At 57.5% G+C, this 24856-nt stretch carries 28 protein-coding genes and 2 pseudogenes; 17 read left to right on the top strand and 13 right to left on the bottom strand.

All coding sequences use genetic code 11. From position 1 onward, the window contains the following. Positions 1-115: 115 nt before the first annotated feature. From J3489_RS30290 to J3489_RS30280, 3 genes and pseudogenes are all read right to left on the bottom strand, one after another. Positions 116-361: pseudogene (locus J3489_RS30290) on the bottom strand (branched-chain amino acid ABC transporter substrate-binding protein); the annotation flags it as partial. Between the two features lie 772 nt (positions 362-1133). Beyond that, the gene (locus J3489_RS30285; RefSeq protein ID WP_242540420.1) at positions 1134-1595 is read right to left on the bottom strand and encodes an aldehyde dehydrogenase family protein; all 462 of its coding nucleotides are present in this window, start codon (positions 1593-1595) and stop codon (positions 1134-1136) included. Positions 1596-1672: 77 nt separating this feature from the next. Further along, positions 1673-1861: pseudogene (locus J3489_RS30280) on the bottom strand (low specificity L-threonine aldolase); the annotation flags it as partial. Between the two features lie 67 nt (positions 1862-1928). On the opposite strand from J3489_RS30280, the gene J3489_RS30275 reads away from it, so the two are divergent. Continuing rightward, entirely contained in the window at positions 1929-2138 is a 210-nt protein-coding gene (locus J3489_RS30275) for a ferredoxin reductase domain-containing protein (protein ID WP_207004506.1), read from the top strand. A gap of 311 nt (positions 2139-2449) precedes the next feature. Here J3489_RS30275 and J3489_RS30270 read toward each other — a convergent pair whose 3' ends face one another. The 9 genes from J3489_RS30270 to J3489_RS30230 form a co-directional block, all read right to left on the bottom strand. After that, positions 2450-3556, bottom strand: coding sequence for a porin (locus tag J3489_RS30270; protein ID WP_207004505.1), 1107 nt, complete (start codon positions 3554-3556; stop codon positions 2450-2452). A gap of 324 nt (positions 3557-3880) precedes the next feature. After that, on the bottom strand, positions 3881-4759 hold the full coding sequence (locus tag J3489_RS30265) for an intradiol ring-cleavage dioxygenase (protein ID WP_207004504.1): 879 nt from the start codon (positions 4757-4759) through the stop codon (positions 3881-3883). A 114-nt stretch (positions 4760-4873) separates the two neighbouring features. After that, complete coding sequence (locus J3489_RS30260; protein ID WP_207004503.1) at positions 4874-5179, bottom strand: YciI family protein; 306 nt, start codon at positions 5177-5179, stop codon at positions 4874-4876. Between the two features lie 58 nt (positions 5180-5237). Then, complete coding sequence (locus J3489_RS30255; protein ID WP_207004502.1) at positions 5238-6296, bottom strand: maleylacetate reductase; 1059 nt, start codon at positions 6294-6296, stop codon at positions 5238-5240. 86 nt (positions 6297-6382) lie between these two features. Continuing rightward, positions 6383-6685 (bottom strand): Dabb family protein, encoded by a 303-nt coding sequence (locus tag J3489_RS30250; RefSeq protein WP_207004501.1) that lies wholly within the window; start codon positions 6683-6685, stop codon positions 6383-6385. 223 nt (positions 6686-6908) lie between these two features. After that, positions 6909-7451 carry a YceI family protein gene (locus tag J3489_RS30245; RefSeq protein ID WP_207004522.1) on the bottom strand — a complete coding sequence of 181 codons (543 nt, stop codon included), beginning with the start codon at positions 7449-7451 and terminating at the stop codon, positions 6909-6911. Between the two features lie 66 nt (positions 7452-7517). Further along, positions 7518-8081 (bottom strand): YceI family protein, encoded by a 564-nt coding sequence (locus J3489_RS30240; protein WP_207004500.1) that lies wholly within the window; start codon positions 8079-8081, stop codon positions 7518-7520. Positions 8082-8122: 41 nt separating this feature from the next. Next, on the bottom strand, positions 8123-8716 hold the full coding sequence (locus J3489_RS30235) for a cytochrome b (RefSeq protein WP_207004499.1): 594 nt from the start codon (positions 8714-8716) through the stop codon (positions 8123-8125). A gap of 231 nt (positions 8717-8947) precedes the next feature. After that, positions 8948-9847, bottom strand: coding sequence for a LysR family transcriptional regulator (locus tag J3489_RS30230; protein ID WP_207004498.1), 900 nt, complete (start codon positions 9845-9847; stop codon positions 8948-8950). Positions 9848-10022: 175 nt separating this feature from the next. Here J3489_RS30230 and J3489_RS30225 point away from each other — a divergent pair, with 175 nt between their 5' ends. From J3489_RS30225 to J3489_RS30160, 14 genes are all read left to right on the top strand, one after another. Next, on the top strand, positions 10023-10604 hold the full coding sequence (locus J3489_RS30225; protein ID WP_207004497.1) for a YceI family protein: 582 nt from the start codon (positions 10023-10025) through the stop codon (positions 10602-10604). A gap of 303 nt (positions 10605-10907) precedes the next feature. After that, a complete protein-coding gene (locus J3489_RS30220; RefSeq protein WP_207004496.1) occupies positions 10908-11306 on the top strand; it encodes a hypothetical protein in 399 nt (132 codons plus the stop codon). Between the two features lie 185 nt (positions 11307-11491). Next, on the top strand, positions 11492-12406 hold the full coding sequence (locus J3489_RS30215; RefSeq protein WP_207004495.1) for a LysR family transcriptional regulator: 915 nt from the start codon (positions 11492-11494) through the stop codon (positions 12404-12406). Between the two features lie 299 nt (positions 12407-12705). Further along, a complete protein-coding gene (locus J3489_RS30210) occupies positions 12706-12978 on the top strand; it encodes a heme-degrading domain-containing protein (protein ID WP_207004494.1) in 273 nt (90 codons plus the stop codon). Between the two features lie 450 nt (positions 12979-13428). Then, positions 13429-14019 carry a malonic semialdehyde reductase gene (locus tag J3489_RS30205; protein WP_207004521.1) on the top strand — a complete coding sequence of 197 codons (591 nt, stop codon included), beginning with the start codon at positions 13429-13431 and terminating at the stop codon, positions 14017-14019. A 51-nt stretch (positions 14020-14070) separates the two neighbouring features. Then, positions 14071-15504 (top strand): glutathione-disulfide reductase, encoded by a 1434-nt coding sequence (gene gor, locus J3489_RS30200; RefSeq protein WP_207004493.1) that lies wholly within the window; start codon positions 14071-14073, stop codon positions 15502-15504. Next, positions 15501-16118 (top strand): glutathione S-transferase family protein, encoded by a 618-nt coding sequence (locus J3489_RS30195; RefSeq protein ID WP_207004492.1) that lies wholly within the window; start codon positions 15501-15503, stop codon positions 16116-16118. Before gor ends, J3489_RS30195 begins: the two co-directional genes overlap by 4 nt. Then, the gene (locus J3489_RS30190; RefSeq protein ID WP_207004491.1) at positions 16115-16753 is read left to right on the top strand and encodes a glutathione S-transferase family protein; all 639 of its coding nucleotides are present in this window, start codon (positions 16115-16117) and stop codon (positions 16751-16753) included. Before J3489_RS30195 ends, J3489_RS30190 begins: the two co-directional genes overlap by 4 nt. 146 nt (positions 16754-16899) lie before the next feature. Next, positions 16900-18183: an MFS transporter gene (locus J3489_RS30185; RefSeq protein WP_207004490.1), complete on the top strand. Its 1284-nt coding sequence runs from the start codon at positions 16900-16902 to the stop codon at positions 18181-18183. 159 nt (positions 18184-18342) lie between these two features. Next, positions 18343-18669, top strand: coding sequence for a DUF4148 domain-containing protein (locus J3489_RS30180; RefSeq protein ID WP_207004489.1), 327 nt, complete (start codon positions 18343-18345; stop codon positions 18667-18669). A gap of 198 nt (positions 18670-18867) precedes the next feature. After that, positions 18868-19782, top strand: coding sequence for a LysR family transcriptional regulator (locus J3489_RS30175; RefSeq protein ID WP_207004488.1), 915 nt, complete (start codon positions 18868-18870; stop codon positions 19780-19782). Between the two features lie 148 nt (positions 19783-19930). Beyond that, entirely contained in the window at positions 19931-20251 is a 321-nt protein-coding gene (locus tag J3489_RS37980) for a LysR family transcriptional regulator (RefSeq protein ID WP_242540418.1), read from the top strand. Between the two features lie 333 nt (positions 20252-20584). Continuing rightward, positions 20585-21031, top strand: coding sequence for a hypothetical protein (locus J3489_RS30165; RefSeq protein ID WP_207004487.1), 447 nt, complete (start codon positions 20585-20587; stop codon positions 21029-21031). A 140-nt stretch (positions 21032-21171) separates the two neighbouring features. Continuing rightward, entirely contained in the window at positions 21172-21531 is a 360-nt protein-coding gene (locus J3489_RS30160; protein WP_207004486.1) for a hypothetical protein, read from the top strand. A 63-nt stretch (positions 21532-21594) separates the two neighbouring features. Here the strand turns inward: J3489_RS30160 and J3489_RS30155 are convergent, their stop codons facing one another. Then, the gene (locus J3489_RS30155; RefSeq protein WP_207004485.1) at positions 21595-22521 is read right to left on the bottom strand and encodes a LysR family transcriptional regulator; all 927 of its coding nucleotides are present in this window, start codon (positions 22519-22521) and stop codon (positions 21595-21597) included. Between the two features lie 345 nt (positions 22522-22866). Between J3489_RS30155 and J3489_RS30150 the strand changes: the two genes are divergently transcribed. Both J3489_RS30150 and J3489_RS30145 read left to right on the top strand, forming a co-directional pair. After that, entirely contained in the window at positions 22867-24054 is a 1188-nt protein-coding gene (locus J3489_RS30150) for a hypothetical protein (protein ID WP_207004484.1), read from the top strand. Continuing rightward, positions 24051-24797 carry a hypothetical protein gene (locus J3489_RS30145; RefSeq protein ID WP_207004483.1) on the top strand — a complete coding sequence of 249 codons (747 nt, stop codon included), beginning with the start codon at positions 24051-24053 and terminating at the stop codon, positions 24795-24797. The genes J3489_RS30150 and J3489_RS30145 overlap by 4 nt, the downstream gene beginning before the upstream one ends. Positions 24798-24856 lie beyond the last annotated feature (59 nt).

Here is a 24856-nt window from a genome sequence, read left to right as displayed (position 1 = left end):
GCCGGCACTGCAACCTGAACGGTATCTGACAACATTCACCTCGCACACAAACGTGCTGCCCTCAACTGGGAATGGCGAAATTGACCGGTCGATGCCGCCACTGAGACAGACCGGGTTAATGCTGCACGCCCAAGCTTTCGCGTTTGCCATCCTTGAACGTATAGAGCGTCAAGGTTGCGTCCATAACGTCGCCCTTGTTGTCAAACTGCGTCTCGCCGATGACGCCCTTGTAGTCTGTCTTTTTGAGGTACGGCAGATACTTCGCCGGGTCCGAAGAGTTCGCCCGCTTCATCGCGTCGACCAGAATCATTACCGCGTCATAGGCGTACGGTGCATAGATGACCACCTCCTCACCATACTTTTTTACTAACCGAAAGCGTGCGGTTCACGTTCTTGTTCTGTTTACTAGAACGTTGGAAGCATCCCGAAAACCGGACTGTAGGCGCCAGACAACCGAGCCTGTAGGCGAAGCCGAGATGTCTCCTGGCCAAGATGCTCAGCGCTTATCGGTCCTCCCGTCGGGCTGCCTCCGCCCTGGCAAGCGCTACGGGCGAGGTGACGCTCTCGCTGACGTCGCGGCGATTTCGAATTCCTTCCTCCGGCCGCAGTGCCTCAACGCACACATAACGGCTCCCATTAGGGCGTGTGCGACTGAATCGGGTTACCGGGACCGGCGTCGCCGAATTGGGCATCGGCCAGTTTTCCAACAAGAAAGCGCAAGGACTTTTCTGCGCTCATCCGCTTCTCCTTCAACCTCTTTTCCATTGGGTCGGCCGCGCCGTGTTGCACTCGACAAGACGCAGATTCGGCCACAAGGAGATTGGTCACTTCGTGAAATAGTGAACGCAACCCGACGAAGCATGCCTGCGAATTTCTAACTCAGTGCTGAAATGAATTCCGCTGACTGATCCACGTTTCCTCGATACCATATATGCAATATTTTCTGCCATCGCCGACTTGACCGCCCTTGGACGAACGGCGCTTCGCCCCCTCAGTGGCCCGCTGCCGTGCGGATCCCTTTCGTCGGTGGTGAGCAGCTGAGAACCTGCGCGAGTGGGCCGAAAAGTACATTTCCGCGTAGCAAGACGGCAGGGGGCTCGGCCAGAAGCGGAGTGCCCTCTGCCCAAGGGACATCAGTTCTTCGCGACGAGCACAAGCTTCTGGTTCACAAACTCCTTAATGCCGAGTTCAGAGAGTTCAAGGCCGTAGCCAGAGCGCTTGACGCCACCAAACGGAAGCTCCGGCGCAGTGCTCGAAAACGTGTTGATCCAAACGGCACCGGTCTCGATCCTCGAGGCTAGGGACTTGGCGCGCTCGACGTTCTTAGAAAACACGACGCCAGCTAGCCCATATCGCGAGTCGTTGGCCAGATCGACGATCTCGTCGTCCGTCCGGACTACGTACACCTGGGCCACTGGACTGAAGAACTCTTCGAAGTACGCAGGGTTGTCACGGCTCACGTTGGTCAGGATCGTCGGCTCGAAGAAGTTGCCCGCTCGATCGGCCGCTTTGCCGCCATAGTGCAACGTCGCGCCGTGGGCCACGGCCGCCTTGACCTGCAGCGCCAGGTTGTCACGGGCCGACTGGGACGACAAAGGCCCCAGCGTCGTGGAACCGCCTTTAGCTGCTCGATAGGCCAGACCTTTCCTGCCCCTAAGTTATGCGTGTTTTCCAGGCATAGCAGTTTCACGGGCGCCGGAACTGTGCTCGGAAAGAACTTGTGCGACACCCCCAATGCATTCGATACGTCCTCCGGCGTAAACACGCCACGTACCCCAGGCCGAAGACGAGGTAACACGCCAGAGATGGCGGCGGGCGCACCCCCTTCGAAAAGATATACATGCGCATTCTGGTCGAACATGACCGCGTCGCCGGGCTCCGTGTGCGCACGAATCCCCAGCAATCCGAACCTCCGCCTGATCACGACGATGACCCGATTGAACGCATCTCATCGTCGCTGGCAGGGTGAAACCGGAGTGATCGACACGGCCAAGATCAAGCTGGCAAGCGCCGGCTTGACGGAACCGATTTTCTATCTGGCCGGACCGCCCGCCATGGTCGAGTCCATGAGAGGCGTGCTCAATGACATGGAAGTCGATGACGACGATATTCGCGGCGAGGAATTCTTCGGATACTAAATTGGACATCCGCGAGATCGAACAGGCTTACGTTTCGGTATCGCCGCACTCGCCAGGAGCGCCATTCCAAGATCACCCGACGGAGCGCCGCAAATGCTGAGTCTTTTGAACATGCGCCAGCTCGACCGCGATGCACAGCATTATTCAACGCAGGCCGACATCACGATCGTTCCGCCCTTATGCCCGCTTGATGTCTCGGATCGACTTTTGGTTTGGGTAGTTGTATGCAATCTAAATTTCCTGAGGCGGCGTAGCAGTAATGCTCGCGGGTGTCAAAAATGGGAGGGACCATAGATTTAATACGGTCTACGCTAGAACGAATGCCGGACGCCGAGCATCGCTGCAGCCTGACCTTGACCAAATGGCGGGGTGGACGCGCCGCCTGCGCTGACCGAATAGGCCGCCTTCTTGCTGTTGAACAAGTAGGCGCCTTCCGCGTACACCGCGGTTCGTTTCGACAGCAGGTAGGTCGCACGGAGAGCTACCTTTGTCGCACGAGCGTCCTGGTCTTGGTTGATGATCCGCTGCACCTCGGCATCGAGCAGCACGGCAGGGGTAAGCAGGTACGAGGCGTCCAGGAAATAGAGGTTGGAGGTGATATTCGACGATGGGGTCGTGACGTGGCGGCCGACCCAGCCGGAGCCGACTTTGAGCGCGCTGCCGATCTTGACGTAGGCATCGACTACCGCAAGCGCATCCTTGTCGACGCGGCTTGTGATGGGGAAGGGCGTTGCACCGTCGTAGAAATTGACCGCCGCCGTCGCGCCGCCGCGCTGCTCGTCGTATGAAGCCGCTACGCCGAAGTACGCGGAGTCGTATTTCAGAAGTGCAGTCCATTGGCGGCACTGTACCGGATCTCCCGGCACGGAGCCGACGCACGTCCCTTGTCCTGGCGAGTTTCCGGTTCCCGCCGAGTCTCTTCCGAATGAATACGTTGCCCCGATCGTCAGTCCGTGGAATGTGCCCTTGTATGCAACCGTATTGTCGCTGCGTGCATTGGCGAGGTACGCATCAAATGAAGGAATGCCGTAAATTGTAGGATAGAAGACGTCGGCATCGGATAGAGCGTAATAGGTCATGACGTACTGTCGCCCAAATGACAATAAGCCATACGGTGAATTGATGCCCACCCAAGCCTGTCGGCCGAATTCCCTGCCGCCCTGATTCAATGCGCCACTACTGACGTTGAAGCCACTCTCAAGTACGAACTGCGCCTGCAATCCGCCGCCCAAATCTTCCGTGCCTGCAATCCCCCAGCGGGAGGGAAGTTCCCCCGTGTTGCCTGGCATGCGAATCACCTTGTCGCCAGCCGGGTCGGCGTGGGAGATGTATTCGATTCCCGTGTCTAGTATTCCATACAGCGTTACGCTGCTTTGAGCGTGGGCGGTGCCGCTCGCGCACGCTGCGGCGCACAGCATTGATATAATCCGAAGCCGGCCATCCACCGTTTGTCTCCTCTGTTTGTCAACTTAAAAACCGCATTCGCGTCCTGATAGCCATTAGCTGCTGCGTCGGACTTGGTTTAACTAAAGGTCATCTATCGTCAGATGACCTCGTTAATGAGCGAATCTATACTTCGTACTACAAAATATCTAATTTGAGCGTCGAAGTTGAAAGATAGTCATTTTCACCGGCCTGTGGGGAGTGCGCTCGCACTTGATGCCGCGAAATCCGGTGCGTCAGGCTTCAGCGGGCCAAAGCCTGACGTAAGGGCTCATTCCTGCGGGCTATACCGTCACGCTTCAGGACTCGACGACCGGCTCAAGAACGAGATCGCACGTAATCGTGTGGAAGGGAACCTCCATTTTCGTCCCATCCGGTGCCTTGCCAGCCGGGTGCTTCAAGAAGCGGCCAATACAATTTGAGCGCACGCCGAACACGGTGTCGGAGTCGAGATACGGGTCACCGTCTGAGAAGATATGTGTGATGAGCGTGTCGTAGCCGGGTTTCTTCACCATGAAATGAATGTGCGCCGGGCGCATCGGGTGCCGGTGCATCGCTTCGAGCATTTGGCCCACCGTCCCATCAGTCGGAATCGGGTAGTTCTTGGGATTGACCGTGCGAATCGATAAGGTTCCCGATTCGTCGGTGATGAAGCGGGCACGCAACGACATGTTGTCGCTCGACCACTGAGTGTCCTGAACGTCATAGTATCCTTCTGAATCCGCTTGCCAGACGTCAACCTCCGCACCGGGGAGCGGCTCCCCATTCGTCGTCATGACCCGCGCGGAAATAAAGCACGGGTCGCCTGGCGCACCGTTGGTGATATCGGCGCCGCGAGGCGGCAAGAGTGGTGAATTAGGCACGTGGAACGGGCCGAACACCGTCTGCTCCGTGGCGTTGCTCGAGCGCTGATGGTTTTGCGCTACCACCAGTTGCGACAGGCCGATCGTGTCGCTCAGGAGAATGAACTCCTGTCGCGTGTCAGTGCATTTGTGCCCGGTCGCCGTCAGGAAATCGATGCCTTGTTTCCACTCTTCCTCGGTCAGCTTCGTTTCGCGGGCGAAGGCATGCAAGTGTTGGATCAGGTTGACGACGATCGTTTTCAGACGATTGTCCGGCATATCCACGAGCCGGGCCAGAACGGCTTGGGTAATGTTGTCTTCATTCAGGTTGCGCATTATCGCCTCCTTCACGCTGTGGCTTGGAAATAATGAATGTGGCAAATTGATTGTCGAATGTGCGCGCGCCGGCGCGAGGTAGCGGACGCACATGCAAGCAAAAACGACGGCACGCTATTTAGCGCGGTCGTTATGCTTGCCGTGCTTCCAGCGCTCGACGATGACAGTCGCAAACAGGCCCGCTTGCGTGAACGGATCGCTCTTGACGAATTCGTCAACCTCGTTCCAATCGGAAGCTTCATAAATCAAGAAGCTTCCCGTCATGTCTTCGTCGGCGGCGCCGGCTCCGGCGCCCAGGGTGGGGCCACCCACGTGAATCTTGCCCGTCAGGGGAGCAAGATATTCGAGATGACGCGCATAGTTTTCGAGCCGGACGTGCAAATGTCCCGGTTTGTCTTTGCGATAAATCAGAAACAGCATGGTCGCTCCTATCTTCGTCAAAGTGAAATGAATCGTGCGAGCGCGCGATGAGTGAAGGTTAGTTTGGTGCTGCGCCTTCGTAAGCGCGCTCGAGCAGTTTCCGTATCCGTTGTTCTTCCAGCGGTTGAGGATTCGGATAAGGGCTTTTTACTGCCAGGTTGGCTGCCAGGTCGATGCCCTCCCTTGGCATGCCGAGTTCAGCCAACGAGACCGGCAGTTCGTATCGTTGAAGCAGCTCATACAGTCGGGCGGGTGCGTCTTGCACGCCCAGCGCACGCGCAATGCGAGCGAGTGCTTGCGGCGCACCCGGGCTGTTATAGGCGAGCGCGTGCGGGAGAATCACCGCATGCAATTCCGAGTGCGGCAAGTTAAAGGCGCCACCGAGGGTATGGCACAACTTATGGTGAAGCCCTATCGACACCGCGCCAAGGACCGTGCCGCACAGCCAGGATCCGTAAAGGGCATCGCTGCGGGCCGTGATGTCGGATGGGTCTTCGCGCAATGGATCGAGGGCCGCCGCAATCGCCCGAATTCCTTCCTCTGCCATCAACGCCATGATCGGATTGCCGTCGTGCGCATACAGACCTTCGGCCGCGTGCGCGATTGCATTGAGTCCGCTCGAAACGGTCATGTTCAGCGGCAGCGACAACGTCAGTTCGGGATCGTAGATCACCGTGTGTGGTAGCACGCGCGTATCACGCCCGGTCTTTTTGATACCGGCTTCGGTCAGTCCATAGATGGAGGTCATCTCGCTGCCGGCGTAGGTGGTGGGAATCGCGAGGATCGGCAGACCGCCTTCGAGCGCGATCGCCTTGCCGAGGCCGATCGTCGAGCCGCCGCCAATGGCCACCATGCAGTCCGCACCGAGGCGGTCCGCCTCGCTTCGCGCTTCCCGCGCGAGTTCGAGCGGAACGTGCATCACTGCCTTGGGAAAGATTCCCACTGTGCGATCGCCAAGAATCTGCGCGACCCGCTCGGCTTGGTCCGCCTGCGCCGGCGTGGAGAGGACCAGCGCGCGGCGTGCCTGCATCGCATCGATTTCTCGCGTCAGAGACCGCAACGAACCCGCGCCGAACACGACGCGCGGAATCTTCGGTTCAAAGATGAAAGGGTTCAAAATGGCATCCGGCACTGGAAAAGAATTCAAAAGGGAACGCTTTCGGTTGGATTCGAGCTCTGTACAAAATGCGCCCGAACGGAGTCTCAATCCTTGGCGTAATCGACTTGATGACGCGCGATTCGCAGGCCTTCCAGATCCTGCTTGACCCGCAAATGTGCGGGATGGGTCGCGTAGTGCTCAAGCGCCTCTCGTGATTCGAACTCGGAATAAAGCACGACATCGCATGCGTAATCGGTCGTGCTGATATTGTTCCCGATCTCCAGCGCCGTCATGCCAGGAATCGAATCCTGCAGCCCCTCGAAAGCAGCTTTCAGCTTACGAACGTTGTCTGACTTTTCGTCAGAAGTGTCGCCTTTTACATTCCACATGACGATGTGTTTGATCATCGCGTTTATACCCTTGGTTAAGTGAGGCGCTCCGGCGCTTCGCCGCCAAAGCGAGTCGACGGGACAAGTGTAGGTATTCGCCAGTTGGGTGACCATGCCGATGCTGAAAATGAGTTTCCCGCTGGGCGGGACCTACTTGCGCTCGAGGGCGGGAGAGGCCGAGGCCCGAGGGTAGGCCGCCGTAGGGCAGTTCGGCAACTGGACCCGCCGTTCGGTGCGCGCCTTACTGTCTGATACCTTCGGCCTGAATGTGAAGCGTGGTTTTCATGTTGAAGCCATAAGCCTTGCCGAAGTCGATGCCGAATTCGTCGCGATTGAAGGTGGCCGTCGATTCCGTGCCGCACACTTCCTTTTTAATCAGGGGGTTCTGGTAGCACTTGAACGACTCGATCTGCAGGTTCAGCGGCTTCGTCACGCCATGCATGGTCAGTGTCCCGATTACCTCCACCGGCTTGTCGCCGTCAAATTTGACGGCGGTGCCCTCGTACACCGCAGTGGGGTATTTGCTGACGTCGAAGAAGCCGCCTTCTCGCAACACACCGTCAAGCTTGTCGTTGCCGATATCTACCGATGCTAGGTCGATAACGACCTCAGCCGTTCCCGACTTGGCCACGGGGTCGAGTTTGACAGTGCCGCTGCTCTTCTTGAATTTACCTCGCCAAATGGACGCACCGCCGAAGTGGTCGGTTTCAAAGCTCGGGTACGTATGGCTCGGATCGAGTTGATACGTAGTTTCGGCGGCCATCGCGCTGAACGATAGGCCCATAGCGATCGCACAGGCCGCATATGCAAAGGTTTTGCTCAACTTCTATCTCCTCCTACGTTATGTCGCCTATTTCTTGGCGACGATGACATGAAACTTGATGACGACCTCGTCGGCGACGATTGACGTGTCTTTCCATTCGCCCGTTCCGATATCAAACTGGGTGCGCTTGATCGGGAAAGCGCCGTCGAAAATTTGCGTCGCGCCTTGCTGCGTCACGGTGACAGGCACTGTTACGCTCTGCGACTTGTCTTTTATGGTGAGCTTGCCGGTCACCTTCAGTTGGTTGTTTCCGGTCGGTATGATTGCGCTTGAGACGAAGGTCGCATTGGGGTAGGTCGAACTGTCGAACCATGCCTTGCCGCGCGCTTGTTCGTTGTAGCTTGTGTCCCCGAGATCGAAACTGCTGGTTTCCACAGAAAGACTCGCGCTACCGTTTGTCGGCTTGCCGGGATCGAAGGTGACTTGCGCCGAGAACCGGGTGAACTTACCGTCGATGGGGACGTTCATTTGCCGGGAGGTGGCTATCACGGTGCTCCTGCCCGCATCACTCTGAGCAAAGGAAGAGGCCATCGGACCCAGGGTCGCGGAGACGACACCTGCGAGCATCCAATTGAAGAAATTCAATTTCATATCTGATCCATTGAGGCGTTGAAACGAGATCTAAAGCAACCTTAAGATTTGCGAGAGCCGTAAGCCGGCTCTTGTGTTTTTCGGTTCCTGCGCAGAAAGGGCATCATCCGCGCGAGCGTGTCGTCTCGGTCGAAAAACTGATGCTTGAGCACTGCAAGGACGTGCAAGGTGACCAGCGCGAGAAGCGTGTAAGTCAACGCCATGTGAATCAAACGCAGGGTGCCCTTGATCGCGTCATTCGGGTCGATAAGCGGCGGTAGCGGAACCAGCCCGAGGTACACAACCTGAACACCTGCAGCGGAGCTGTAGAAATAGCCGGAGATGGGGATCAGAACCATCAACGTATACAGCAGGAAGTGGGCGAGGTGCGCAGCGCCCCGTTGCCAGCCTGCGATGCCATGTGACAGCGCGGGCGCGCGATGCGTCACACGCCAGGTGACACGTACCATGACGAGTACGAATACGGTTACCCCGATCCATTTATGCCAGGAGAAGTACTCGAGCTTCCTGGGGGTGAAACCCGGGATGTCGGTCATGATCCAGCCGAGATAGAAACCGCCACCGATTAAAAGTGCGATCAGCCAGTGTAGGCCGATAGCGACTCCGCTGTAGTAAAGATCCTGGGTTCTTTCCATAACTAGTTACATAGGATAACGAAGTGTTAGGGTAAGAGGGGTATCCAAGCATCAATGGCTCGAAACCCGCCATCTGTGACTTTCATGCGAAAACGAGCTCGGCACGTGGATGCATCATAGACGCGGTGTGCCACGCGGACTCCGTCAAATCCGGGAAGGTGTCTTCCGGTTAGCGCAAGGCACCTAGGGCTCGACAGTCGCGACGACGGGCCGATATCGGCGCATTTGCATTTAGCTGTTATGCGTCTCCTGTGACTCGAATTCGGCCCGCATCGACTCCATGCTCAGAGCGACGTGCTCCATGAATGCATGGACGCGGCCCATCTGGCGCAGATTGGGGTGTGTCAGCAGCCAGACGTCAATCGAGAACACTCGGGGCACCTCTTCCAACAACACCAACCCCGACCGACGCGCTACGAAACAAGGGAGCAGCGCTGCGCCCAGGCCCAGCTCGGCTAAGTGGCGCATCACAAGAAAGGAATCGAGCTGCGCAGCGATCGTGGCGTGCCCGATGCGTGACTGTAGCCAGTCGGTCAGCCGTCTAAACGAAGGCGACAGATCCGGCAAGAGCCAGTCGAGCGACTCAAGCCCACCCCTGCGGTGGGCGGCGAGCCAATCAGACTTCGCGTAGAGGCCAAAGTCGCACCGCACCATACGCCTGCCAACCCACGAAGGAGGAGGGGCGGCGGTCGGACGTAGGTTTATGTCAGCCTCCCGCGTCTCAAGGTTGAGGCGGACGTTTGTGATGCGCATGTCTACCTTGATCCCGGGATATCGTTTCCGAAAGCTCGCCAGGATCTCGGGCATCACGAGATTTGCGAATGCATCGGTGGTGGAAAAGCGGATCGTCCCGATGAGATCGGCGGTCTGCCCCTCGACTTCGCGTTGAGTGCCGGTCAATGTGCGTTCGAAAGCGTCGCCAACCTCGATAAAACGCTGTCCTGCTGCTGTCGGTACATATCCCGTGTGCAGACGGTCGAATAACGGTGTGCCTACCCCATCTTCCAGTGCTTGTATTCGTCGCAGCACGGTGGCATGCGACACACCTAGCACGCGCGCGGCGCCGGCGGCCGAGCCGCTACGCGCCACGGCGAGCAGGAATCGCAGATCGTTCCAGTCGACATTGTTCATTTTTGATAAGTCTGTGCGCAGAGATGTCTATTCTTAGACGAACCAACGGCTGGCACCATAGGGAACTTGTAGCCCATTACCACGGGATGACTCAGTATCCGCCGCGCAACGTGACCCGTATCCGTCGCAATCCTGCACTTCGGCAAGCGATCACGATCGGTGTCAAGTCTACAATATGATGAATCCATCTACGAATACGCAGACTACCATTTCGACGCACCCGGAAGCCTTAACTGGCTCAACGCCGAGCGGTTGGCAAATCGACCCGGCGCATGCGCACCTCTGTTTCGAAGTCGATCATCTCGGCTTGACGAAAACCCCCGGTTTTTTCCGCAGCTTCGAGACAACGCTGCATCTCGACGACGAAAACATTGAGGCGTCCCGTGTCGCCATCGTTATCGACGCGGCCTCGGTGGATACCGGATTTGAACTTCGCGACGAAAGTCTTCGCGGCCCCGAATGGTTTGATGTCAAAACGCATGCGAAATTAACCTTCGAATCGACGTCCGTGCAACGGGTTGGTGCCAACCAATACCTCATCCTCGGCGATCTCAACGTGCGCGGCAACACCGCCCCGGTCAGCTTCCATACGACGCTCACGAACCGTGCCTTTAATCCATGGCTTAACTCCCACGCGATTGGCTTCGTTGGATTTGCGCGGGTCAATCGTTCTAGTTTCGGAATGGCCGGTTACCCGCTGGCAATCTCGGACGTCATTGAATTGAAGATCTCGGTAGAAGCCCTCAAGAAAATTTGAATCGCTTTCTTCGCCAAAAGCGACGATCACGGCGTCGACTTCCGGAAGGCTTATGCCTTCAACATGAAGATCACACCTCATATTCAGGTAGAAGGTATCGGACAGCAATATGCAGATTAAGTGCCGGGCACAGGTTCGCAATCCGTCCAGGTACGCGTCTCGACACGCCGGCCGCCGTCCTGGCTGTCAAGTTCGCCGTGGCGGGCCGAGTTTCTAATTGAACAGAATGCGCGCGAGAATCCGTACCGAATATGAGAGTCGTACGCGTCGCCGGACATCAAGCCTACTTACAGGAGGGCAGAAATGGAGAAGACCGTTCTTGCGAGGATCGGCGCTGTGTTCTTCGTCATCTGGGGATTGGCGCACTTCTTTGCCGCATACCAGGTTTATCAAACTGGACTCGCCGGGTCACCAAGCCTGGTGCAGGGGAGACTTTTCCAGGAGGCTTTCTACATCTTCGCCTTTGCAACCACGGGTATCGTGTTGGCAATCAAATTGAATTGGCGCAACAGCCGCGCGGGATTTTGGGTGAACGCACTGATAATCGGCATAGGCGATGTCCCATTTATTCTGTTTGTGCTAATCCCAGGCTACGCACCCTTTTGGCCAGGGATATTGGGGCCGGTGCTTTGGATCGCCGGGATGATTTTTACTGGCCTTGGCCAGAAACGACCGATCCGGCTCATGCAGGGCTCGCAGTAAATTGCACTTTTTGGGGCCCCAGCCAGATTTGACCTTCCCGCTGTTTTTCGCTTTCCCTAGCCCTCCGGTTATGGAGCCATATCCGCCAGCCCTCGTCGGTCCAGGCATGGCTCAGATGGCCCAAGAAATTGGGGCATCTCGAGTCGCGCATTCGTCACAGGAATTGCCCCAAAGCTTTTGAAGCCATGGACCGCCTGACTGAAATCGAACTCTTCGTGCGCACAGCGGAGCTGGGGAGCGTGACCAAGGCCGCTGAAAAGCTGGACTTGTCCCTATCCTCGGCGAGCCGCTACCTGATCGATCTCGAAACACGTCTCGGCGCAAGACTGCTCGACCGCAGCACGCGACGAATTCAATTGACGCAAATCGGACAGGAGCACTTCAAGCGCTGTAAGCATTTACTGATCGAACTTCAGGAGGCGGAATCGTTGGTGAGCGCGAGTGCATCGAGCCCGACTGGCGTCTTGCGCATCACCTCGTCCGCGTCCTTCGCCATGAACCATATTGGCCCGCTGTTACCTGAATATATGCGGCGCTTTCCGGATGTGCGTGTCGAGGTCGAGGCGAGCAACCGATACGCGAGTCTGCTCGACGGCGATGTCGATCTCGCCGTGCGTACGCGAGAATACGAGCCAGACTCCAACATAACAATCAGACGTCTGGCGACGACGCGTCGCGTGTTGGCAGCCGCACCCAGCTATCTTTCGCAGCACGGCATCCCTCGAGTGCCCGATGATTTGCAGCGCCACCAGCTCTTGCTTTACAGCTATGCGAACCGCCCGGACGAACTGCATCTTACGCGTGAGGGCGTGACCACCGTGCTGTCGGTAAGCGGAGCGATGAAGAGCAACGAAGGCCAGGTGATTCGGGCGGCTGCGCTGCAAGGCCTCGGCATTCTGGCGCAACCAAAGTACATCATCTATGAGGATATCGTCAGCGGACGCCTTGTGCCCGTGCTGGACGCATGGGACCTACCGCGGTTGACCATTAATCTGGCTTACGCGAATCGGAAGTTCGTTGCCGCAAAGGTGAGAACCTTCATCGATTTTCTGGTGGAGCATTTCCAGACGATGGGCTTTGAGCGCAAATGGACGCAATGACACAACGCGAGCCCAGGGGACCGCTTTCCTCCCCGCTTCCCGCGTCGGCAGCGCACTTGTTTGGTACGTCGCCCGTCTGGTCTCCGATTGCAAGTGGGTCTCGCTCGGCGGGACATTCATTCTCAAAACCGGCATGGTCACTCACTTAGCGAATAGCAAGACTCGACCTGTCGTAGCGCCACGATTATCGAGTTGACGGGCGCGCATTTCATCGCCGCTGGCGCCGCGGCTCACTTCGTTCTGGCGTCGCACTACAAGCGCGTCGCACGGCACGTAGTTTCCGATTGAGGACACCACCAATGGAAATACTCACCCTGGATCTGGCCGGCCGGATCGTTTCCGAGGCACTCGTCATTGCGCGGCGACAAGGTCTGCGTCCAATGGCGCTCGTCGTGGTGGACGAGGCGGGCAATCTGAAGCACATGGCTGGTGAGGATGGCGCGACGCCATTGCACTCTCGTATCGGTAGGCAACCACGACGACGATGTGCACGCCGAATTTCTGCTTCATTTCACGCGGGAATCATTGTCCATCCGATTTTCACGCATCGGCCGAGACAGCGTGGAATGTGACGCATCCGGGTCAAGATCCGGTCAATGACGCTAGCGAGCAGAAATCGTCGCATCCAGGATGAAGTCAGTGACGTCGAGATATTGCGTGCTAAATCAGCTCGGCTGCATCTCGACGATCGTAAGACTCGGTGCGAAGAACGGCAGATGGCGAGTACAGGGGTAACCCCGATACTCGCAGCAATCCACGTCTGTGAAGCGGATGAATGCCATCACCCTGTTGTCGGGACCGGCGAGCGTTGGGCGCCTTGCGCTGGTCGGGAAACACCTTCCCGAAGTTGACGGATTCCGGGGAGAAAGTCGCGGCTATGATGGGAGCACGTGCCGGACCACTAAAAACCGGTGGTCCATGCCGGCACGGTTAGCATTTTCAAATTTGATGGGCAACAGGTCGGCATCCTAAATTGTGAATGCGTGCCGCGTTGGATCCCTTTGTTTCAAGGAATACAGGCGATGTCAAACAACGAATTTCTCTCGACCATTTTTGGTAACGCTCGCAGCCAGAACGGTTGGCTGAACAAACCCGTTTCCGATACCCAGCTGCTCGAAATCTACGAGCAGATGAAATGGGGGCCGACGTCATTGAATTGCCAGCCGGCGCGCATCGTCTTCGTGCGCAGCCAGGAGGCCAAGCTGAAGCTGAAGGAGGCGCTCGCCCCCGGCAACGTCGACAAGGCGATGAACGCACCCGTGGTAGCCATTGTCGGCTACGACTCGCGCTTCTATGAGCACCTGCCGGAACAGTTCCCGCACAACCCCGGCGTCAAGAGTTGGTTTGAGGGCGAAGAGAAAGCGGCGTTTGCCGAAACGACCGCATTTCGCAACGGTACCTTGCAGGGCGGCTATCTGATTCTGGCGGCGCGCGCGATCGGCCTCGATTGTGGCCCGATGTCCGGCTTCAATAACGCGCTCGTCGACGCCGCTTTCTTCACCGGCACTTCGGTAAAGTCGAACTTCATCTGTGGCCTCGGCTACGGCGACCTGTCTAAGGTGTTCGCCCGTAGTCCGCGCCTGTCGTTCGAGCAAGCGTGCACGCTCGCCTGACGCGACTCGTGCATTCATTGCGGTTTGCCTTCAGGATGCCGGGATCTTTCCATGAGTGGATACGACTTTGACCTGTTCGTTATAGGCGGTGGATCCGGCGGCGTCCGGGCGGGCCGCATCGCTGCGGGTTACGGCGCGAAGGTCGCCGTCGCAGAGGAATACAGACTCGGCGGCACGTGTGTGATTCGCGGGTGTGTACCCAAAAAGCTCTTGGTGTACGCATCCCAATTCGGCCCCGCGCTCGAGGACAGTAAGGGATTCGGCTGGCGTGTGACAGAAGCGTCGCACGACTGGGAAAGGCTGATCGAAGCAAAGAATGAGGAGGTCGGCCGTCTGGAACGGGTGTATGAGGACTTACTCGGCAAGGCCGGTGTCGAGGTATTGAAGGGAAGAGCTACCCTTGTTGGGGCACACGAGGTTCGCGTAAACAATGTGAGCTTTACCGCAGATCGCATCCTGATTGCCACTGGAGCAACGCCGGAGGTACCGGCGATTCGCGGCGCCGAACTGATGGTGACCTCCAACGACGTGTTCAACATGGAACGTGCTCCACAAAGCGTCGCGATCCTGGGCGGTGGATATATCGCTTGCGAATTTGCGGGCATTTTTAGCGGGCTCGGGTCACGAGTGTGGTTGGTCCATCGTGGCGCAAAACTGCTGCGCGGATTTGACGAACAGGTTCGGGAGCACATTGGGAGCGAACTGGCTGCAAACGGAATTCAGATGCGGCTTTCCAGTACGGTCACAGCAATTGAGCGAAGGCTTAACGCGTATCTGGTTTACCTCAGCTCTGGTGACGTTCTGGAAGTGGATGTCGTGATGGCCGCGACGGGACGCAGACCGAACACGCGCGGTATCGGGCTCGAGAGCGTCGATATTCAGGTCGATGCGAACGGCGCAATTCCCGTGGACAGCTACTCGCGCACGTCATCCGACCACGTCTACGCGGTGGGGGACGTTACAAACCGTCTGAATCTGACACCTGTGGCGATCCACGAAGGCCATGCTTTCGCGGACACGGTCTTCGGGGACAAGCCACGGCAATCAGACCATGAAGGTGTTCCGTTTGCCGTATTCAGTCAACCACAGGTCGCGGCGGTAGGGCTGAGTGAGGAAGAAGCCTGTGCAAGACATGGTGCGGTTCGGGTGTACAGCAGCGCTTTTCGGCCCATGCGAGCGGCACTCTCTCGCCGAAATGAGCGCGTCCTGGTGAAACTCGTTGCGGAGGCGTCGACGGAACGAATCCTGGGTGCTCACATTGTGGCACCCGACGCGGCTGAAATCATTCAAGGCCTTGCTGTCGCACTCAAAGCGGGCGCCACTAAGGCGGACTTTGACGCCACACTGGGTGTGCACCCGAGCGTGGCGGAGGAGTTTGTGACGCTGCGAAACGGCAGATATTCAACGCAACTGTCGTCTCGGCCAAGTACCGACGCCGTCGAAACCGCCGCACGAGAACTGCATCGCAGGAGCGAAAGAAGATGATTGATCTGTATACATGGGGAACACCGAACGGAAGGAAGATTTCGATTGCCCTGGAAGAACTGGGGATGCCCTTCAGAGTGCACCCGATAGATATCACGAAGGGCGAGCAGTTCGAGATTGGTTTCCTCGCCTTGAATCCGAATAACAAGATCCCGGTGATGGTCGACTCGGAAGGCCCGCAAGGCCAGAAAATCACCCTGTTCGAATCCGGGGCGATTTTGATTTACCTGGCAGACAAGACAGGAAAATTACTGCCGTCTTCCGGGCTCGAGCGTTATCAGACGCTACAGTGGCTGATGTTTCAGATGGGCGGCATCGGCCCGATGTTCGGGCAGACGCATCATTTCCGGCGATACGCACCAGGCCACACATACGGCGTGGAGCGTTACACGTCGGAGACGCATCGGCTGTACAGGGTGTTGGATGGACGCCTTGGCGGGTCGGAATTTGTCGCCGGAAGTCAATATTCCATTGCCGATATTGCAATCTATCCTTGGGTAGCGCGTTTCGAACTGCATCGACTCCAATGGAGCGACGTTCCGAACGTCAAACGATGGTACGACGCGATCGGTTCAAGGCCGGCCGTCAAGCGAGGAATGGAGGTCTTGGCATGACGAGCGGCCAACCCTTGACGGTTCTCGGCAGGAGCAACTCCTCGAACGTGCAGAAGGTCATGTGGCTACTCGGCGAACTCGAGCAGCCATGCACGCGCGTCGATTTCGGGGGCGAGTTCGGTGGTAACAATGATGCAGACTATCTCGCGAAGAATCCGAATGGCGTCGTTCCTACGCTGATTCACGGCGATATCGTGGTGTGGGAATCCAACACGATTCTGCGGTATCTAGCCAACCATCTTCGTGCGGATTCTTTGTATGGGGATGACCCTGTTTCGCGCTCTTACGTCGAGCGCTGGATGGACTGGCAATTGTCGACCTTGGGGCCGGCGAACAGGGTTCTCTTCCAGAGCATTGTCCGAACGCCGCCTGAGCAGCGCCGTCAGAAGGTAATCGCTGAGGCTAGTGATCAAAATGCAAGATTGTTTGCTTTGCTGGACCATTTTTTGGCGCAGTCGGAATACCTTGCTGGCGCTTCTTTCTCGATTGCGGATATTGCGGTTGGCCCATTGGCTCACCGCTGGTTCGCGCTCCCTGTGGAGCGCCCGCTCCATCACAACGTGGAACGATGGTACGGATTGCTTTGTAAGCGTGAGGCATTTGAGAAGCACGTCATGCAGATAGGATTGAGTTGACATATTAAAGGAGGTAGGTGTCGATGAAAATGTAATAATTCGATATCCTAAATATACGGGATGTTGTAGAAAGCGAATCGTGCACGGCTAAGCGTGACATGACCGGGCGTGGCAGCAGTTTATTGGCGGATGGAGACGAAACCCTCATGAATAGCAATTTAGACCGTGATTCAAACTCCGCGTACGAGTGGAAGATCGTTGCATTGATGTCGCTGGGGTTCGGCCTGGTTGGCATTGACCGATTCATGATCATGCCTCTTTTCCCGGTAATGATGAAGGACCTCCGTCTTGATTATCAGGACCTTGGCCACATTACGAGTGCGCTGGCCGTAGCGTGGGGCGTCTCGGCGCTGTTTACGGGTCGTCTCTCCGATCGATTCGGGCATCGAAAAGTCATCATCCCCGCGATGATCGTCTTTTCGCTGCTTGTCGGTGCTTCCGGGGTGGCCGGCAGTGTCGGCGCGTTGATCATGATTCGGGCGCTCATGGGCTTCGCCGAGGGCGCCTTTACACCGGCAAGCATTACGGCCACCCTCGATGGGTCCAAGCCGACGAGGCACGGCCTCAACATCGGAATCCAGCAGAGCGCCATGCCCTTGTTCGGATTGGGGGTAACACCGATTCTCGCGACCCAGTTGCTCAAGGTGGTGCCGTGGCACTGGATCTTTGGAATCGTGGCCATTCCCGGACTCATCCTCTCCTATTTGACGTACAAAGTGCTGTGCAATACCAGCGCATCGGTCGCAGCGGATCACACACAGACGCATGATCAGGCGGATCACAAGTGGCACGACGTGCTCCGCTACAGGAATGTGTGGTTGAGTGTGATAGGAATGTTGTGCTGGCTCACCTGCTTGATCGTCCTGAGCGCGCTATTTCCCAATTATCTGGTCGACTACTTGCATCTGAGTCTCGAGCAAATGGGCTTTGTGCTGTCGGCAATCGGTGCGGGAGGCGCACTCGGGACGTGGATCATGCCTGCGCTGTCCGATCGCATTGGACGCAAGCCCGTCATGGTCATCTCGGTTGCCGGCGCGCTCGCCGCTTCCCTGACGCTGTCGCAAACCGGCCCGCATCCCGCGCTCCTTTTCGTGTTCCTGATGGCAACGATCTTCTTCATCTTCACGATGATCACGCTAACCGTGGGCCCCATCAGTGTCGAGGCCGTTCCGGCCAAATTGATGACCACCGCATCCGGATTGGTCATCGGAGTCGGGGAGATCTTTGGCGGGGGCGTCGCACCGGAGGTGGCCGGTTATGTGGCGCAGCACTTTGGCATTCAGTACATCTTGCACCTAGGCACCGGAGCGTTAGTCTTGGGTCTTGCGGTCGTCCTCTTCCTGCGGGAAACCGCGCCAGTGAAACTGAAGAGCGCGGTCGCCCTCGCTGGCGCACATTACGTCCCGCCTGAACAATTGAACAAGCTTTGACAGCCGGCGATCATCTGGACCGAGCGCGCCCTGAATCTCCGAGGAACCATGGATGAGAGAGGTGATTCGGTGTCTTTGCAAATAGACTGAAAACATCCATCGCATGATTTCGCTGTAGCTGCACGGGGTTAAATGTTCAATCCAAGTGGAGATCCAACAATGCTTCGAATTCGTATCGGTGTGGTCGCGGTAGTCGTATCGATTGGGATGGCGTCGATCGGCGCGCAGCCGGCATTGGCGCAGACATCCGACGCGATGGTGTCCACCCCGGCGTCTTCCTCCACGCCAAAGGAGACGCTCAAGGCACAGCGCAAAGCACAGCGCAAAGCCGCGCGCGCCAAGAGAAACGCGGAACTGAAAGAACTCGAGAAGAACGGATTCAACCCGACAAGTGATCAGGATAACTACCCGCAGAACATCCAAAATTCCGAGCGCAAGACGGCGAAATCGAAAGCTGCGGAGGGCGCGTCGGCTTCTGGGAAGTAGCGGCCGTTGCGCAGGGCGCCGGGGCTAGAGGGGAGGAGCCAAATCGGGCACGAGCGCCGAATGCCTATCCGGAATAGCGCCTATTCCCGATCAGGGCTTGTGCGCGGCCTCGCGTGTGCCTAGTGTTCCGCCATTCCCACCCGTTTGCATATCCAGCCGAGAATTCGTCGAAGGAATTGCGCTAGAGCTTCCGAGGCCATGGACCGCCTGACTGAAATCGAACTTTTCGTGCGCACCGCGGAGTTGGGCAGCGTGACCAAGGCCGCCGAAAAGATGGACTTGTCCTTGTCCTCGGCTAGCCGTTACCTGATCGATCTCGAAACGCGCCTCGGCGCAAGACTGCTTGACCGCAGCACGCGACGCATTCAACTGACACCGGTCGGGCAGGAACACCTCAAACGTTGTAAGCATTTGCTGATCGAACTTCAGGAGGCGGAATCGTTGGTGAGCGCGAGTGCATCGAGCCCGACTGGCGTCTTGCGCATCACCTCGTCCGCGTCCTTCGCCATGAACCATATTGGCCCGCTGTTACCTGAATATATGCGGCGCTTTCCGGATGTGCGTGTCGAGGTCGAGGCGAGCAACCGATACGCCAGTCTGCTCGACAGCGCTATTGATCTCGCCGTGCGTACGCAGGAATTCGAGGTCGACTCCAACATCACGATCAGGCGTCTGGCGACGACGCGTCGCGTGTTGGCTGCCGCGCCCAGTTATCTTTCGCAGCACGGCATCCCCCGAGTGCCCGATGATTTGCAGCGCCACCAGCTCTTGCTTTACAGCTATGCGAACCGCCCTGACGAACTGCATCTTACGCGTGACGACGTGACCACGGTGCTGTCGGTGAACGGCGCGATGAAGTGCAATGAAAGCCAGGTGATTCGGGCGGCTGCACTCCAAGGCCTCGGCATTCTGGTTCAACCAAAGTACATCATCTACGACGATATCGTCAGCGGTCGTCTTATACCCGTGCTGGACGCATGGGAGTTGCCTCGGTTGACCATCAATCTGGCTTATGCGAATCGGAAGTTCGTTACCGCAAAGGTGCGAACCTTCATCGACTTTCTGGTGGAGCATTTCGAGACGATGGGTTTTGAGCGGAAATGGACGCAATGACGTGACTCGAACGTGACGGGTGGCCTGGGAGCCACTCATTCAAACTCCGACACAAAGAAGCCGGATCGTTCAATTCTTCGAGTTGTTTAGCAGGTTCAGACGCGGGATTGCCTATCCATAGACGCAACTACGGACATGTTTGTCAAAAATGAATCATGTCGACTGGAACGATTTGAGATTTCTGCTTGCCGTAGCGCGTGGCGGCTCCGCCGCGAGCGCCGCGCGCGTGCTCGGTGTGTCGTATGCGACCGTGCTGCGACGAATACAGGCGCTTGAAGAGGGGGTAGGCACACCGCTATTCGACCGATTGCAGACCGGCTATGTAACGACAGAGGCCGGCTTACGATTCGTCGAGGTTGGTGATGCGTTCGAGCGTACATTGACCGGAGCGCAGCGGGAGGTCGAGGGGCAGTCGGCCGACCTCGCCGGCACGATCCGGTTCACGACCACCGATTCAATTTGGATATGAATTGATGCCGGAGATCCTGGTGAGCTTTCGGACGCGATATCCGGGTATAGCAGTCGTGATGCGCGTCACGAACGTCCGCCTCGATCTGGAAAAGCGGGAGACTGACGTCACCCTGCGACCGACTGCCGAGCCCTGCGTCACATGGGGCGCGTCCGTGCCTTCATGGATCATGTGGCCCTAAGCTTAAAGGCGACGCAGAGCTGATCACGGTGATGTAGTCAATTTTGCAAGTTTGACTCGCAAGGTTGTGTCTTCCTGGCATGTGTGGACCGGTCTAGCATCCAGACGTTGCCAACTCCGATTCATTCTCAGAATATTCAGGGAGACGAAATCATGGAACTGACGCGCCGACAATTGCTGCTCACCGGCGTAGCTACCGCTGCAAGTTCGGTGCTTGCGGCATACGGCAGTTCTGCCGCTGCTGCCGCGCCTACCCCTTTTCCTTCAATTTCCGACAACCACACGGCGACGCCGGAGTTGGTGAAGTTCCTCACAGCGTTCTTCACGGCCAAGACGAACCGGGATTTGAATGGGACGATGTCGTTCTTTTCACAGCAGTTGGTGACCTACTTCGATGCCACTCTGGGGCTCGACATGAACTTTGACGTTCTGAAGAGCACGTTTAGTCAATTCATGCCCAAATGGCCACCTGGATCCGCGTCGTACCCCACGCGCATCATCGGCAACATGAGTGGGGCGCTTGTCGCGTTCACTGACACGCCGGAGTTGTTTGGGGGGAGATCCGCAGTCTCGCGTCGATCGATATCGAAAATGACCTGATTGTCCGCTGGGTCGATCATTGGGATTCGCGGAGCTGGCCGAATCTTTTCGGTCTGGCTAAGAGTGGCGACACGGCGACTCACGCAACTGTCGTCGGTGAGCACGCCTCAACTACCTTGCGGTCCGTCGCTGGCGCGTTGATGAAGACCCTCGGAAATCAGGATGCAACGTCCGCCGCCGCAATGTTTTCATACGACGGTGTCTACGAAGATTTGACGCTACGGACTCAAGTCAGTGGTCGTGCAGCGATTCAGAGGTACTTCGCAAGATCACTATCCGCTCTCCCGCTCGGTTCCGGTGTGTTATTGCAACATGTGGTCGGGAGCGACTTGGGTGGTGGGATTGAATGGGCTGGCGGGATTGCGACCGCGGTAAAGTTGGGCGTGTCGGCCATCGTTCTGGATAGTTCAGGCCTCATCACGCGCATGACGAATGTGTACGACGGCGCGCTGATCGGGAGCGGTATCGGCACCCTCGCGGCCATGAGCGTCGATCCCTAAGCCGACGCGCCATCCGCACGATGTCGGGATTCGATTGCCTCGCGGCAATCGCCCTTTCATCGCTCAGCTCTGCCCAAAGAGAAGATGAACTTGCGCACGCAGCCATTGGGACGCCGGGTCATGGCGAAAGCGTTCGTGCCAGTATTGCGCGACGACAAATCCTGGGAGATCCAGCGCGAAGGGCAGGCTGACGAGATCAAATTCGGTGGCGAGTGTATTGGCCGCTATCGAAGGGATGGTGAGAACGTGATCGGTATTGCGCAGAAGCATCGCGCCGAGCACGAAACTAGGAACCTTTATCGCGACCTTGAGTGGAGGAATCTCGTGGAGCAGCATGGCCTCCGCGCGTGCGTGAGCATGCCCTGATTTCCCGGCGGAAATGACGATATGCGTTTGTTGAAGGAAGCGTTCGATGTCGATGGTACCGACTCCGCAAAGTGGGTGATCCGAGCGCACGAGGCAGATGTATTTTTCGGTGAACAGTCGCTGCTGGTAGATGCCGCTCTCATGGAGGTTCGGGAAAGCGCCGATCGAGAGATCGATCTCTCCATTTGCAAGCCCATCGACAACTTCCCTCTGGCCTCCCAAAACCACGTTCATACGCGCATGCGGCGCCGTGGTCTTCAGATGACGTGCAAGCACCGGAACCAAGGCGGAAATGCCAAGATCCGAGGCGTGGATCGTAAACATGCGATCCGAGTTGGCAGGGTCGAAGTGAGGGGCGATTGCGATCCGATCGCGATACGTGCGCAGCATCTCGGCGATCGGCGCTACCAACTCGATGGCGCGCGGCGTCGGCTCCATGCCGTTCTGGGTACGCACGAACAGTGCGTCGCCCAATTCGTGACGCAAGCGCTGCAACGATTTGCTGATGGCGGACTGGGTAATGCCGAGGCTGTCCGCTGCGAGCGTCAGATTACGATGCTTGACTATCTCGTCGAATATGGCAAGGAGCCGCAGGTCGAGGTTCGGTAGTTTATGAAAATCCATCGGAGCATCACATTTTGGGTTGCGCCGTACACATCAAAGTAAAACAGGTTGAAGGTGCGAACACCATTGGGATTAACCGCACCGAGTGTTCGGGCAATCAGGCGGTTCGATAATATTGCTCGCTTGATTACGAAAAAGAGGAGCTGCGGATCAGACTAGCGACGATGACGCCGCAGTGTGTGATCTCCTTGGCACAACACAGAAGTCTTGGAATGAGATCGTCGACTTGTCCTCGGTTGCGGTAGCCTCTTCATGCGCGCAAGGAACCCCATATACCAGCGTTGTGGAGAGAGACAGAAGATGCGTATCGTTAATTTGTGTGCCGCGCTCGCGAGCGCGGCGATCGTGACCCAGGCCTATTCCGCCGACATTCAGTCCATTTCCCGAATTGCATTTGGACCGAGCGACGTGTTGTTCGTGGCCGACTGGAAGGCGTCCACGATCGATGCCATTCGGTTGCCTGCCGCCCCCGCTTCAGCAGCCAGCCCCTACAACATATACGACCTCGCGACGCTCCTCTCCCGGGTGTCTGGGGGCGCGGCGGTGCACGTCAAGGACATGAAGGCGCGTCCGGGAACGGGAATGGTCTACGTCGCCTATGAATACGGGCCCAATGCCTTGCCCGCGCTTGCCGAGGTCACGCCACAGGGCATGGTCCAACCCGTCGATCTGAAGGCGGCAAGCGCCACGGAAATCGTTCTTAAGAACGCGACTACGGCGAATATCTCCTTTTGGGGAAAATTTCCCGAGCGCAGCCTCACGGTCACGGACATGAAATGGAATGGCAGCGAGCTGTTCGTCGCCGGGCTGTCGAATCTGAGCTTCGCCTCTTCGTTGTGGCGAGTGCGCTATCCCTTCGACGGAACGTCGAACCTCACGACACTCGAGATCTTTCATACCACGCATAACCAGATTGAAACACGCGCGCCAATCCGGGCGATGACGTTTGCCGAACTCAATGGCATGCCTTACCTCGTCGCCGCCTACCTGTGTACACCGCTCGTGACGATTCCGCTGGATGCGTTGAAAGACGGCGCCCACTTGCGCGGCCAGACGATCGCAGAACTCGGGTACGGCAATACGCCTTCGGACATGATCAGTTACAGCAGCACCTCGCAGGGAACGACAACGTCGAATATTCTGCTCACCAATTTCGAGCGCAGCGCCGACCTGATGCCCGTGAGCGCTGTCGCTTCGGCAGCGGCGGGGCCAGGACTCAATCAGTGGGTTCCGTTCGGGCAAATACAAGGCATTCAGCCTGAGGCTTTGCCGCTGTCGGGGGTCGTGCGGGTCGACAACCTGGACGATAAATTTATCGTTGCATTGCGCAACGATATTGAATCGGGCAAGACCCAGTTGGTGACCTACGACAAGTCATATTTCATTCGGGTGTCGGATTATGTTCAAGAGTATGCATTTCCGGGCTACACGTATCCCCCTGGATTCGAGACCAACGTGATTGCGCCGATCGAGGCAACGCTGAGGCAGGAAGAGGGCTATACCAGCCCATACACTACGTACGTGCCGCGATGAAAGCTGCGCAATTCGTCATAGCTTTGGCATTGGCCTGTGCGGCGGCAGATTGCATCGCCGCAGCGCAGGCTGTCCTGGCCGTACGGCCGTCCGGCGCGGCCGTACCTGAGAACCTGCTGCGCCTTTCGATCGTGTTTGCGAAGCGGCCGGAGCGTCCTGTGATCCCGCAATTGCGGCTCCTGCGCGATGACGGCTCTGAAGTCTACGAGCCGTTTGACACGCAGGAACTATGGTCGCCGGACGGACACGTATTGACCGTACTTTTTCAACCGGGCCGGGTGAAGACGGGACTTGTCGCTCACGACACGTTGGGACGGGCACTGGTTGCCGGCGAGCATGTCCGGCTTATGTTGAATGAGCGGGAGATCGCGTCGTGGAGAGTGACAAATGGCAACACAGAGTCGCCTGACCCCGACCGCTGGAAAATCGTGCCGCCGCACGCGGGTACGCGTAAGCCACTTTCTGTGGAGCTTGACAATCCCGTCGATGCCATGGACCGCGATTTCATCGCTGTTGCCGACCCGGGCGGCGAACGTGTGCCCGGTTCAGCAACTCTGTCGCGGGGCGAAACGCGCTGGTCTTTTGTGCCCAGCAAGCCGTGGCGCGACGGTGCCTATACGCTCATGATCAATGGCGAGCTGGAAGATTCATCCGGCAACCGCGTGGGACAACAATTCGAACACGGGGAAGCTTCGACGGGCGAGAGACCACGTGACAGTTCGATACCCTTTCGAATTTGGTGAAGCAGTATCGGCGTTCAAGCTTGTCGGAGCACAGAAGGGGGACAGGGCGGGTTCCCCCA

The organism is Trinickia mobilis (assembly GCF_017315705.1).
Classification (GTDB): Bacteria; Pseudomonadota; Gammaproteobacteria; order Burkholderiales; family Burkholderiaceae; genus Trinickia_A; species Trinickia_A mobilis.
This window is presented reverse-complemented; position numbering and strand designations above follow the sequence as displayed.